At 63.4% G+C, this 12,972-nt stretch carries 12 protein-coding genes; 10 read left to right on the top strand and 2 right to left on the bottom strand.

Going from position 1 to position 12,972, the window contains the following annotated elements; translation table 11 throughout:
* The first annotated feature begins 35 nt into the window (after positions 1–35).
* From JQ629_RS01890 to JQ629_RS01880, 3 genes are read left to right on the top strand one after another with little or no spacing between them, the layout of a single operon-like run.
* Positions 36–701, top strand: coding sequence for a TetR/AcrR family transcriptional regulator (locus JQ629_RS01890; protein ID WP_212410772.1), 666 nt, complete (start codon positions 36–38; stop codon positions 699–701).
* A 15-nt stretch (positions 702–716) separates the two neighbouring features.
* On the top strand, positions 717–2,591 hold the full coding sequence (locus JQ629_RS01885; RefSeq protein WP_212410770.1) for an adenine deaminase: 1,875 nt from the start codon (positions 717–719) through the stop codon (positions 2,589–2,591).
* A 23-nt stretch (positions 2,592–2,614) separates the two neighbouring features.
* Positions 2,615–4,024 (top strand): NCS2 family permease, encoded by a 1,410-nt coding sequence (locus JQ629_RS01880; RefSeq protein WP_212410768.1) that lies wholly within the window; start codon positions 2,615–2,617, stop codon positions 4,022–4,024.
* A gap of 38 nt (positions 4,025–4,062) precedes the next feature.
* On the opposite strand, the gene JQ629_RS01875 is transcribed toward JQ629_RS01880, so the two are convergent.
* Positions 4,063–4,701, bottom strand: a complete 639-nt coding sequence (locus JQ629_RS01875) for a GntR family transcriptional regulator (RefSeq protein ID WP_212410767.1) — start codon at positions 4,699–4,701, stop codon at positions 4,063–4,065.
* Between the two features lie 160 nt (positions 4,702–4,861).
* On the opposite strand from JQ629_RS01875, the gene JQ629_RS01870 reads away from it, so the two are divergent.
* From JQ629_RS01870 to JQ629_RS01845, 6 genes are all read left to right on the top strand, one after another.
* Positions 4,862–5,653, top strand: coding sequence for an enoyl-CoA hydratase/isomerase family protein (locus tag JQ629_RS01870; RefSeq protein WP_212410766.1), 792 nt, complete (start codon positions 4,862–4,864; stop codon positions 5,651–5,653).
* 39 nt (positions 5,654–5,692) lie between these two features.
* A complete protein-coding gene (locus JQ629_RS01865; RefSeq protein WP_212410765.1) occupies positions 5,693–6,913 on the top strand; it encodes a CaiB/BaiF CoA transferase family protein in 1,221 nt (406 codons plus the stop codon).
* 61 nt (positions 6,914–6,974) lie between these two features.
* Positions 6,975–7,979: a Bug family tripartite tricarboxylate transporter substrate binding protein gene (locus JQ629_RS01860; RefSeq protein ID WP_212410764.1), complete on the top strand. Its 1,005-nt coding sequence runs from the start codon at positions 6,975–6,977 to the stop codon at positions 7,977–7,979.
* 10 nt (positions 7,980–7,989) lie between these two features.
* The gene (locus JQ629_RS01855) at positions 7,990–8,457 is read left to right on the top strand and encodes a tripartite tricarboxylate transporter TctB family protein (protein ID WP_212410763.1); all 468 of its coding nucleotides are present in this window, start codon (positions 7,990–7,992) and stop codon (positions 8,455–8,457) included.
* Positions 8,458–8,469: 12 nt separating this feature from the next.
* Positions 8,470–9,978: a tripartite tricarboxylate transporter permease gene (locus tag JQ629_RS01850; RefSeq protein WP_212267924.1), complete on the top strand. Its 1,509-nt coding sequence runs from the start codon at positions 8,470–8,472 to the stop codon at positions 9,976–9,978.
* 48 nt (positions 9,979–10,026) lie between these two features.
* The gene (locus JQ629_RS01845; protein ID WP_212410762.1) at positions 10,027–11,028 is read left to right on the top strand and encodes a 4-hydroxythreonine-4-phosphate dehydrogenase PdxA; all 1,002 of its coding nucleotides are present in this window, start codon (positions 10,027–10,029) and stop codon (positions 11,026–11,028) included.
* Between the two features lie 73 nt (positions 11,029–11,101).
* Here JQ629_RS01845 and JQ629_RS01840 read toward each other — a convergent pair whose 3' ends face one another.
* Entirely contained in the window at positions 11,102–11,830 is a 729-nt protein-coding gene (locus JQ629_RS01840; RefSeq protein WP_349631198.1) for a GntR family transcriptional regulator, read from the bottom strand.
* A gap of 210 nt (positions 11,831–12,040) precedes the next feature.
* Here JQ629_RS01840 and JQ629_RS01835 point away from each other — a divergent pair, with 210 nt between their 5' ends.
* Complete coding sequence (locus JQ629_RS01835) at positions 12,041–12,937, top strand: VOC family protein (RefSeq protein ID WP_212410761.1); 897 nt, start codon at positions 12,041–12,043, stop codon at positions 12,935–12,937.
* Positions 12,938–12,972 lie beyond the last annotated feature (35 nt).

The raw sequence follows: 12,972 nt of genomic DNA, 5'->3' as shown, positions 1-12,972 counted from the left end.
TGCCGCGCCAAATCCGCTGATGTCATAGTTATGACATGAGTACAGTCAAGCGACAGAGCTCCGAATTGCGCGACGAGTACGCCGCGCTGACACGCCAGCGCATCGTGGTCGCCTTTGTCGAATCCCTCGCGGACGGAGCCGGCGACGATGTTTCCATGGCTGATGTCGCCAAGCGCGCCAAGGTCGCCGAGCGCACCATCTATCGGCATTTCAAGACACGCGCGGAGCTTCTCGCCGCGGCCGGCGAATGGATCGAGGACAATGTCTTCGGCTACGTTCCGTTCACCTCACCGGACGAGTTGCCCGACATCTTTCGCAAGCTGTGCAAGAGTTTCGATCGTCATCCGCATCTTGCGCGCGCCATCGCCCTGACCCGGGCCGGCCGCACCATGCGGGCCGGCTTCCGGCGCCGTCTGATCGAACATCATCGCAAGGCGATGGCACCACTGACGCGGCACCTGAAGCCGAAGGAGGTCCGCCAGGCCGAGGCGCTCGCGACCTATCTCAATAATGTGCTGGCCTGGAGCGCACTGCGCGAGGACTTCGGCATGTCCAGCGGCGAGATCGCCGATGCGATCGAGTGGGCGCTGACCACGCTGCTGAAGGACGTTCGCCGGCGGGATACCGCCGCCGCGCGACTGTCTTCCGACAAGGACAGTCGATCAAAGCGAAAACGGACGGCCGCGAAACCACCGGCGTAGGAACTGGACAGAGCCATGGCACCCCTGAACGCGATCCCGGACGATCTGCTGATCAATGCAAGCGACGAGATTCGCATCCGTCAGGACCTGGTGCTGACGGCCCTCGGCCGCCGCCCGGCCGACCGTGCCTTGCGGGTCGGGCGCCTGCTCGACGTGCACAGCCGGAGCTGGAGCGAGGACCAGGAGATCGTCTTCAAGGGCCGCCGCATCGCCTGGGTCGGACCGGCGGGCAGCTATCCCGGCGAGGTCCGCGAACGTGTGCATCGGCCAGATCTGGCGGCCGTTCCGGGCTTCGGCGAGGTCCACAAGCACATCGAAAGCTCGCATCTGACGCCGGAATGGGAGGCGGCGCTGGTGCTGCCGCGCGGCAATACCTGGACCTGCGAAGCCAGCCACGAGTTTTCCAACGTCAACGGCGAGCGCAATCTCGAATTCTGGTTCGAGGCGCGCCGGCGCGGGTCGCCACTGAAGATCTTTCCCCAGCCCGGATCGGCGGTGCCGCCCACCGCCTATGAGTGGGGCGGCGGCTGGTACGGCGGCAAGGAGCAGGCGCATTTCATGGGCCAGAGCCTGATGGTCACCGGGCTCGATGAAGTGATGGACTGGCCCGCGGTATGGAATCCGGAAAATCCGTCCTACGCGCGGATCTGGGGCATGATCGAGGCGACCTTCGCAGCGCGCGGCGTCGTCGAAGGGCATGCCGCAGGCTTGCGGGACCTGCCGTCCATCAACGCCTTTGCCGCGGCGGGGCTCGCTTCCGACCATGAAGTGCAGACGCCGGAGGAAACCTGGGACAAGCTGACGCGCGGCCTGTTCGTCGAACTGCGCGTCTACGCGATGGCCGAGATCGTCGCGTGGCTGCTGGCGCGGGGCCTGCAGGATTGGTCGCAGATCGCGTTCACGACAGACGACCGCAGCGCCAGCCACACGCTTGAAACCGGCGCCAGCGACCACAATGCGCGCGTCGCGATCGAGGCGGGCCTTGCACCTGAAATTGCGATCCAGTGCCTGACCATCAATCCGGCGCGCCACATGCGCCTCACCCCGTATGTCGGCAGCCTGTCGCCCGGCCGCTTCGGCGACGTCGTGCTGCTGTCGGATGTCGGCAAGCTCGATATCGCCGAAGTATGGGCCGACGGCGCCCAGGTGTCGGACGGCAAGCGTTACATCGGCCCGGTTCCGGAGATCAGATGGCCGGAATGGGCGACCAGGACGGTCAATATCAACCGCACGATCCAGCCGCAGGATTTCGCGCTCGCCGCCGAGCCCGGCCGCGCCACCATGAAGGCCGCCGTTATCCGGCCGTTCCACTGGCATCCTGATTTCTACACCCTCGAACTGCCGGTGCGCGACGGCGCCGTGCAGCGGGACGAAAGTCAGGCGATCACCAAATTCGCGATCGTCGACCGCTTTTCCGGCGACGGCCGCGTCTCAAAAATGTTCTGGCGCGGTTGCGGACCGCGCACGCCGGACACGGCGGTCGCCTGCTCGGTGGCGCACGACAAGCACAACATCTGGGTCGTCGGCTCCTCGGACGCCGCGATGGCCAAGGCCGTCAACGCCCTGGTCGAACTGCAGGGCGGCTGGGCTCTGGTGCGCGAGGGGGAACTCGCGGCCACCGTCCGGTTCGAGGTCGGCGGTTTGATGAGTTGCCGTCCCGCCGAAGCGCTCGATGCCGACATGCAGGCGCTCTACGCCGAGGGCCGCAAGGTGGACTGGATGTTCGAGCCGACCTACCGGCCGCGCTGGTATCCGGGATTTCCGGAGCGGCTGATGTTCGCGACCCTGACCTGCGCGCCGTGGAGTTGGGTGCTGGTCGCGCCATGCGAGCAGGCCCCGCTCGGTTTCATCAACGTGCAGACGGGCCAGCCGCATCCAGTGGTCTGGTGACGGCAACGATCGGAGGGGACACCATGAACGAGATGACACCGCCGCAACTGGCCTCCGGTCCGACCGCAGCAAATGCCGCCACTTCATCGGCTCCCGCTGCACGCTCGATCGACGGTTTCTTTCGCCTGACCGAACGCGGCACCAGCGTCGGGCGCGAAGTGATCGCCGGCGCGACCACCTTCGCGGCGATGGCCTATATCATTGCGGTGAACCCGGCGATCATGTCGGGCGCCGGAATGGATCGCGCCGATCTCGTCAGCGCCACCGCAATCGCGGCGATCTTCGGCTGCGTCATGATGGGGTTGACCGCCAATCTGCCGCTCGCGGTCGCGCCGGCGATGGGCTCGAACGTCATCTTCACCTATGTGATCGTGAAGCAGATGGGCATGCCCTGGCAGGGCGCGCTGGCCATGGTCGCGTTCACCGGCGTGCTGTTCCTGATCCTCAGCCTATCCAAGCTGCGCGAGCGGGTCGCTAGGGACGTTCCGGAGGTGCTGAAGATCGGCATCCAGGCCGCGGTCGGTACGCTGATCGTGTTCATTGCGCTGCGTGGCGCCGGATTCATCGTGCAAAATCCCTCGACCTTCATCGCCATGGGATCGTTGCGCAGCCCGGCGATGCTGCTGACGCTGGCCGGCCTCCTGCTGACCCCGGTTCTGGTCGCACGCCGCGTTCCCGGTGCGCTGATCCTGTCGATCGCAGCACTGACGTTGATCGGCCTCTTCGTTCCCGGCGCCAACGGCAAGATGGTGACCTCCGTGCCCTCGGCCATCCTGTCCTGGCCGCGCTGGCCGACCAGCACCTTCATGGCGATGGATGTCGGCTACCTCTTCACCCATTTCCTGGTGGCGTTGCCGCTGTTGTTCTATTTCCTGTGCGCCGAATTCTTCTCGACGCTCGGCACGCTGATCGGCGTAACGGGCGCCGCCAATCTGCGACGGCCCGATGGCTCGATCCCCAATGCCACCGCCGCCTTCGCCACCGACGCAACGGCCACGATCGTGGGTCCGCTGCTAGGCACCTCGGTGGTAACAGCCTATATCGAATCCATCACCGGCGTGCAGGCCGGCGGACGCACCGGCCTGACGTCGCTGACGGTCGCCGCCTTCTTCTGCCTCGCGCTGTTCTTCTGGCCGGTCTTCGTGATCATTCCGCCGCAGGCAACCGCGCCGGCGCTGGTGCTGGTCGGCATCCTGATGATGCAGGGCCTCGCACGCATCGACATGATGGACCTCGGCAATGCGGCGCCGATCGTGCTGACGCTGCTGGTGACGGTGTTGACCAACAATCTGATCAACGGAATGGCGCTGGGGACGCTGTGCTATCTCGCACTGGAAGTCACCATGGGCCGCCGGTCGCAGATTCCCGGGATGGTCTGGGGCCTGGGCGCGGTGTTCGTTCTCTATGGGATCGTGACGGCGCAGATCATGTAAGAGAGCGTGGTGCGGCTGCACCAGTTGGACGACAGCGATCATTCACCCTCGGCGAAGCCGGCCCGGACGACTTCCTCGCGCTTGCGCCGCAGATGGTTACGCAGAATATGGGCGAGCCCGCCGGCGTCGCGCCGCTGCAGCGCGTTCAGGATTCCTTCGTGCTCCTGGATGGCGAGCGTCCAATGCTCAGGCGACATCGGCGTGATGAACCGTGCCCGCCGTATCCTCGCGGCGATCGACTCATAGAAGCCGGCAAGCACCGCGTTATCGGCCGCGCGCACGATGGCCTCGTGGATCAACCGGTTGCACCGATAGTACGACAAGAGGTCCTGCGCGCGATAATGCTCGACCATGTTGGCCTGCAGCTCGGCAATTTCGCGCAGTTGCGCATCGGAAATGCGCGGACATGCCAGCTCACCGGCCGCGGCCTCGAGCGCCTCGCAGACTTCAAACAGCTCCTTGACGTCCTTTCGGGTGAGCTTGGCGGCGCGCGAGCCGCGATTGGGCAGCAGCACGACAAGCCCTTCGGCCGCGAGCACCTTGAGCGCCTCGCGCAACGGCGTACGCGATATCGCGAACGACGCGCACAGCTCGCGCTCCGGGATGCGCGCGCCCGGCGGGATTTCGCCCTCCGTCAAGACGTGCCTGAGGCGGGAGACCACCTCGTCATGCATCATATCGAGGTTCTCCTCAGCGACTCACGGAACCATTTTGAATGCAAAAATGATCTGCACCAAGCAAATTCGACCAGAATCCTGTTGCATTGGATATCTTTTGCATTCAAAAATGCCCTCTACAGCCAAACTGAGGTTCCATCCTGAGGGGTCTGTCAAGAAAATGAATGAAAACGTCACCCCCGACACAGACCTGCTTTACGAGGTCCGCGACGGCATCGGCCGGATCATCTTCAACCGGCCGCAGGCGAGAAACTCGCTGACCTTCGGCATGTATGAGCGGCTGGCCGCGATCTGCGAAGCCGCCGCCGGCGACCGCAGCCTCAAGGTGCTGATCCTGAGCGGCGCGGGCGACAAGGCGTTCGCGGCCGGCACCGACATCAATCAGTTTCGCGCGTTCAACACCCCGCAGGATGCCATCGACTACGAGGCCCGGATCGACCGCGTGCTGACCACACTCGAACAATGCGCCGTGCCGACCATTGCGGCGATCAACGGCGCTTGCACCGGCGGCGGCGCCGCGATCGCCGCATGCTGCGATCTGCGCATCGGCACCAGGACCGCGAAATTCGGGTTTCCGATCGCGCGCACGCTCGGCAACTGCCTGTCGGCATCCAGTATCGGCCGGCTCTCGGGCCTGATCGGGGCAACGCGGCTCAAGGAGATCATTTTTACCGCGCGCCTGATCGAAGCCGAAGAGGCCGCCGGCATCGCCCTGCTGCATGAAGTCGTTGAGGATCTATCCGCCCTCGAACGGCGGGCCGATGAACTGGCGCGGCTTGTCGCAGGTCACGCCCCGCTGACGCTGCGTGCCACCAAGCAGGCGCTGCTTCGCGCGCAGCCGAAGCCGGCCGAAGACGAGGACCTGATCCTGATGTGTTACCAAAGCCGGGATTTCCGCGAAGGCATGGATGCCTTCCTGGGTAAGCGCCAGCCGCAATGGACTGGTGACTAAGCAACAACAAGAACAACAACAAAGATTGCGGGAGAAACAATGGGTCCGCTGAGTGGATTGAAGGTTGTCGATCTGACGCACGTCATGGCGGGCCCGACCTGCACGCTGATGCTCGCCGACATGGGCGCCGAAGTCATCAAGATCGAAAAGATTCCGGCCGGCGACGACACCCGCTACATGGTCCCTCCCAGGATCGGCGACGTGGCGGCCTCATTCCTGATGATGAACCGCAACAAGAAGGGCATTGCGCTGGATCTGAAGACAGCGGGCGGCGCAAAGGTGCTGCGGCGCCTGATCGGATCGGCAGACGTGCTGGTTGAGAATTTCGGCCCCGGGGTGATGGACAAGCTCGGTTTCGGTTACGCCGATATCAAGAAGGCGCACCCTGCCCTGATCTACTGCTCGCTATCAGGCTTTGGCCGCACCGGCCCGTACAAGCATCGCCGCGGCTTCGATCTGGTGGCGCAGGCGATGAGCGGCATCATGAGCTTCACCGGCGAGCGGCCCGACGGACCACCGGTCAAATGCGGTGCGCCGCTTTCCGACATCACGGCTGGAATTCTCGCGGCCATGGGCATCCTCGCCGCCTATGCCCACCGTCTCAAAACCGGCGAGGGGCAATGGGTCGAAACCTCCCTGTTCGAGGCCGCCCTCGTTCAGACCTACTGGCAGGCAGCGATTGCGATGGCCACCGGCGTGGCGCCGCAGGCGATGGGTTCGGCCCATCCGCTCAACGCGCCCTACCAGGCGTTCGAAACATCAGACAAGTGGATCGTGGTCGGCGGCGCCAACCAGAAAAACTGGATGCGCACGCTCGAAGTGCTTGATGCAACCGAACTGTCGCGGGATCCGCGGTTTGCGACCGGCGCCGATCGAATGGGGCATCTGAAGGAACTGGAAGCCGTGCTCACGGCGCGCTTCAAGACCAAATCCGCCGAATACTGGCTGGCTGCGCTCGAGGAGGCCGGCGTCCCCTGCGGGCCTGTCAACGACATGCTGCAGGCCCTCGCCGACCCGCAGACCATCGCGCGTGAAATGGTGGTCGAGGTCGAGCATTCCACGCTCGGCCAAGTGAAGACGATTGGATTGCCGATCAAGTTCTCGCAGACGCCCGGCAAGGTGCGCTCGGGCGCGCCGCTCTACGGCGAGCATACAAGTGCAATCCTGAGCGCTTACGGCTTTGACGCCGACGAGATTGCCGCGCTTCACAAGGAGGGCGCGATTGCCGCGCCGGAGTTTGCCGGGGATGAAGTAGGCTGACGCAAAGCCCAGGAACGCCAAGACCAAGAAAACAAAAATCAGAGATACACGGGAGGACTAGATGTCTCAGAAGCCGACATTCGCTGCGATCGCCTTCGGCCTCGCCATTGGGCTCACGGGAGCGGCGAATGCCGCGTGGCAACCGGCCAAGCCGATCGAATTCATTGCAACGGCAGGCCCCGGCGGCGGCACGGACAATTTCGCGCGCGCTGTGCAGAACATCATTACCAAATACAAGCTGGTCGAGCAGCCGATTGTCGTCGTCAACAAGGCTGGCGGCAGCGGCGCCGAAGGCTACACCTACACCAAGGCGATGGCCGGCGATCCCTACAAGGTCGTGTTCGGCACATCGAACGCCTGGAACCAGCCGATGGTCTCCAAGGTCGCCTATAATTACACCGACCTGACGCCGATTGCCGCGATGGTGCAGGACGAATTCCTGCTCTGGGTGAAGCAGGACGCGCCCTACCAGAACGTGCAGGATTTTATCAAAGCCGTTGGCGCGAAGCCTCCGGGCGATGTCAAGATGGGGGGCGCCCAGTCAAAGGACACCGATGAAACCCTCACCCGCATGATCGACAAGGCGGCCAAGGTGAAATTCGTCTACATTCCCTTCAAGAGCGGCGCCGAGGCCGCGGTGCAACTGGCCGGCGGCCATATCGACGCCCACGTCAACAATCCCAGCGAAAGCATCGGACAGTGGAAGGGCAGCACGCAGCGTCCGCTGTGCGCCTTCAGCCCGCAGCGCCTGCCCGACGGACCCAAGGTCACGGCAACGCAGAACTGGCACGATATCCCGACCTGTGTTGAATCCGGCCTGGCCATTCCGCAATTCCAGCAACCGCGCACGGTGTGGCTGCCGGGAAAGGTAACCGCCGATCAGGCCGCCTTCTATGTCGATCTGATGAAGAAGGTGCAGGCCACGCCGGAATGGAAGGAATATATCGAGCGGACGTCGCAAACCGACACTTTCCTGATCGGCGACGCCTTCAACAAGTTCATCAAGGAAGATATCGAACGCACCCGCAAGGTTGCCGCCGATGAAGGCTGGCTGATCTCCAACTAGAGTTCGGACGATGGTCTCTGGACGCAGCCTGGAAGCGGCCACGGCGCTCATCACCGGGGCGTTCGGCGCCGCCGTGATCGTCTCCAGCCTCGACAACGGCATCGGTTGGTCCACAGCCGGCGTCGAGTCCGGCACCTTTCCGTTGATCGTCGGCGTCGTCATCCTGGCCGGCAGCCTGTTCAATCTCGTGCAGGGATGGCTGCACGCCCGCGCGGTCATCCTGGGTCCAAGCGAACTCCGGCGATTGGCGATCCTGTTCGTCCCGGCGGCGGTCTTTGTCGGGGTCATTCCGCTGATCGGGATGTATGTGGCTGCTGCCTTGTACATTTTTGGTGCGATCGCCTGGAACAAGCGCGGATCACTGCTGCTTGCGGCGGCCGCCGCGATCGGCGCGGCGCTGGCGCTCTATCTGATGTTCGAGAAGACATTCCAGATCTCGTTGCCGCGCGGCGCGCTCGGCACCTGGTTCGGCTTCTAGGGGAGCGCTTCGTTGGAAAATCTCGAAGCCCTGATGCACGGCTTTGGCATCGCGCTGTCAGGCAATCATATTTTCCTGATGGTGATCGGCGTGCTGCTCGGCATTCTCGTTGGCGTGTTGCCCGGCCTCGGCGCGCCCAACGGCGTTTCGCTGCTGCTGCCGCTCACCTTCGGAATGCAGCCGGTATCGGCCATCATCCTGCTCTCGTCGATGTATTGGGGCGCCTTGTTCGGCGGCTCGGTCACATCAATCCTGTTCAACATTCCCGGCGAGCCATCCTCGGTCGCGACCACGTTCGACGGCTATCCGATGGCGCGCGACGGCAGGCCGACCACCGCGCTGGCGACGGCGTTTGGCTCGGCTGCCTTTGGCGCGCTCGCCGGTGTCGTTCTGATTACGCTTGCGGCGTCATGGGTCGCACAAGTGGCGCTGGCCTTCGGGCCGCCGGAATATTTCGCGGTCTATTTTCTGGCGTTTGCGAGTTTCATCGGGATGGGCGGCTCGCCGCCGATCAAGACGCTGGTATCGCTCGCGATCGGCTTCGCCCTGGCGGCCGTCGGGATCGATACGGTCTCCGGCAGCGTGCGGCTCACCATGGGCATCGACGAGATGGTCAAGGGCGTCAGCTTCGTGGTCGCCGTCATGGGCCTGTTCGGGATCGGCGAGTTGATGATTGCCGTGGAAGAGGAATTTCACGTCAAGGCGATCTCCTCCAAGGTGGAGTGGCGCGAAGTCTTCCGTACGCTCGTGGGTCTTCCGAAACATGGCTGGGCACTGCTGCGCAGCGCGGCGATCGGCTGCTGGATGGGTATCACGCCGGGAGGCCCGACCGCGGCATCGTTCATGAGCTACGGCATTGCCAAGCGTCTTTCGCCCCGGCGCGCGAATTTCGGCAAGGGCGAGCCGGAAGGCATCGTCGCTCCGGAAGCCGCGGATCATGCCGCCGGCACCAGCGCCCTGCTTCCGATGCTGTCGCTGGGCATCCCGGGATCGGCGACCGCGGCCGTCATGATGGGCGGCCTGATGATCTGGGGACTCAATCCCGGACCGATGCTGTTCGTCGAGCAAAAGGACTTCGTCTGGGGACTGATCGCCTCGATGTATCTCGGCAACGTCGTGGCCGTGGTGCTGGTGCTGCTGACGGTGCCGATCTTCGCGGCGCTGATGCGCGTGCCGTTCTTCATCATTGCGCCTGTGATCGTCATCATCTGCACCGTCGGAGCCTATTCGGTTTCCAATTCCTATCTCGACGTCATGTTGATGATGGGGTTCGGCGTGCTCGGATATCTGTTCAAGAAGCTTCATTATCCGCTGGCGCCGCTGGTGCTCGCGATCGTGATTGGCGACAAGGCGGAAGACGCATTTCGCCAATCCATGCTGATGTCGAAGGGCTCGCTCGGAATATTTTTTGCCAAGCCGCTGGTGACAACGCTGATCCTGCTTGGCGCGGCCCTGCTGCTGATGCCGACAATCTGGCGAACGATCGGCCGGATGATGCCGCGGTCGGAGGTGAAGCCATGATCGTCGCACAGAACAATTTGACCCTAGATTAAGGCCCGGGAGATCCTGATGAGACCGATCATAGCGCTTGCGATGGGCGACCCCGCCGGCATCAGCCCGGAACTGACGGCCCGGCTCCTTGCTCTCGATGACGTCGCGGCCCGGGCCCGGATCGTCGTCATCGGCGACCGCCGCGTCCTCGATGACGGCGCGCGCGTTGCCGGCGTGAAGCTCGACCTGGTAACCGCATCGCCCGACGCCGATCTCTCGAAGGAAGAGCGGGCCCCGGTTTTCATCGATCTCGGCCATCTCGATCCGGCATCGGTCGTGCGAAGCACCGCGACAGCCGAAGGCGGCCGGTTTGCGCTGACGAATTATCGTCAAGCGCTGACGATGGCACGTGATGGCCGGACCGACGCCGTTTGCTTTACGCCCTTCAACAAGAAGGCCATGCGGCTTGCACATCCCGTCTATGACGACGAGATCAGCTTTTCGGCCGACGTGGTCGGATTAGACGGCCCGGCAAGCGAATTCAACGTGCTGGATGGGCTTTGGAATGCCCGCGTTACATCGCATATCCCGCTTGCAGAGGTCGCTTCGCACATCACCAGGGAACGCGTCCTGCGTGCGCTGCGGCTAACGGATGCCTCGATGCGGTCAGCCGGTTTCAAGCGTCCGCGTATCGCGGTCGCCGGCCTCAACCCCCATGCCGGCGATGGCGGGAATTTCGGGCGGGAAGAGATCGACGCGATCGGTCCCGCGGTAGAACAGGCTCGCGCTGACGGGATCGCGACCGAAGGCCCGTTTCCCGCGGATACCGTGTTCCTCCGCGCCAAAGGCGGCGCATTCGATGCGGTGCTGACGATGTATCATGACCAGGGCCAGATCGCGATGAAGCTGATGGGCTTCGATCGTGGCGTGACGCTGCTGGGCGGCTTTCCGTTTCCGATTTGTACGCCGGCCCACGGAACGGCCTACGACATCGCCGGGAAGGGAATCGCGGGGATCGGCGCCGCACATGCGGCGATCCTGCTTGCGGCGGAAATGGCGCAGAGAAAGCTGCAGGCTTGAATCGGTGTTGGGCAACCAACTCGTGCGGGAGAAGCCTCGCGCCAGCGGCTAGCGTCTGGGCACGACGCGCGGCCTATGCGCGTTCGCCGTCGTTCTGCAATTCCCGGAATATCTGCTGATCTTGCAGAATGACTTCAGCCGTTTGCCTGTAATGTGCCGAGAGCAGGGCCACGGCATCATCAGCCTCCTTGCTCAATACGGCCGCCATGATCGCCTGATGTTCGTCGCTCACGTGCCTCGATGGAAAGGCCCTTTGGATCGACAGGCGCCGATACCGGTACAGCTGGTCGGCAAGTTGTCCGCAAAATGCGATCAGTGACTGGGATCCACAATTTCCGATCAGGGTCCTGTGGAAGACGCGATGCAGTCTTTCCCACTCCGGATTGTCTTCGAAATGTTCTGACTTGAGCGAACGAGGCGTCCTGGCGAGACGATGCTCCGCGAGCAGCAGCAGCTCTTCCCATTGCGGCGTCGAGGCCGCCATGGATTCCCGCAGCGCAAGGCTTTCGACCCAGCACCGGGTCTTGGTCAGTTCAATCAATTCGTTCCGGCTGATGTCGGCGACGTAAAACCCGCGCTGTTCGCGGCATTCGACCAGGCCATCGGCGGTCAGGCGATTGAGCGCCTCGCGCAAAGGCGTCTGGCTGGTCTGATACGTCTCGGTCAGGAAGCGCATCTGCAACTTGCGGCCTGGCTCAAGCCTCCCGGAAAGCAGGTCTTCCCTCAGCCGATCATAGACCGTGCTCGCTTGCGTGGAGGATGGCGTAACCGACGCCAAGCGAAGCGCTGATGTGGTGACCACGCCCAAACTCTCCTTTCGGTTCTCAACTCGGTGACCGATTCCTCTTTATATACTTTCTCGTATTTGTACGAAATATATAAATTATGGTTGCCAAGGACATTTTCTATAGGTTAGGAGTCTCCGAGAACCGAGTAAACGACCAGCGGGACCGAAAGCCACGCTGTTTGCGACAACGCTCACCGTTTCCCGGATTTGGGAGCACGCTACGGAATGACCCATTTTCCCGTCACGGCATTGCGCAGCGTCGATCTCGAAACGCCTGACATCAGCCGATCGGAGCATTTCTACACGTCCGTCTGGGGGCTTGATCTGGTGACGCGGCACGAGGGCGTCACGTATCTGCGGGCCAGCGGCACCGATCACCATGTGGTCGCCTTGCGGCAGGGTGATCGCCCTGCGCTCAGGGCTGTCACCTTCCGACTCGATTCCGATGGGGAGTTCGACTCGATCGCTGCGGCATCACCGCAGCAGGGCGCGACGCTGCTCCACGGCCCCGTTCACAATCCGGGTCCCGATGGCGGGACGATCATGGCCATTCGGGCACCCGGCGGCGGCGTGCTGCGCTTCGTTTACGGAGACCTGCGGCACGGCGCATTTCTTCCGTCCGCGAACCGGCCGACCAGACTGGCTCACGTCAATCTCAACGCTCCAGATGTCGACGGCTTGGCCGCGTTCTTTCAGCGGGCGCTTGGCTTTCGCCTGACGGATCGCACCAAAGCCATGGCGTTCGTCCGCTGCAATGACGACCACCATGCGATCGTCATCGCCGATGCCGCCGTGAACGGACTCAATCACGTCGCCTTCATGATGCCGAACCTGGAAGCTGTCATGCGGGGCTCGGGCCGCATGATCGACGCCGGATTTCCAATCGCCTGGGGCGTCGGCCGCCACGGCCCGGGCGACAACGTCTTCGCCTACTTCATCGATCCGGTCGGGATCGTCATCGAATACACCGCCGAAGTTCTGCAGGTTGACGACAATTATGTGGTGCGCGGGCCGTCGGAATGGATCTGGCCGCCGGGCAGGACCGATCACTGGGGCATCGCTCCTCCCAAGGCCGATCACGTCAAAACGGCCCAGGCGGCCGTGCTCTACGCCGATGCTTAACCGCCCGATCCGCTTCGCTTTAGAATCTCGACTGG

The organism is Bradyrhizobium sp. AUGA SZCCT0222 (assembly GCF_018130205.1).
GTDB lineage: Bacteria > Pseudomonadota > Alphaproteobacteria > Rhizobiales > Xanthobacteraceae > Bradyrhizobium.
Note: the sequence above shows the minus strand (reverse complement) of the source record. Positions and strands in the feature narration are given on the sequence as shown.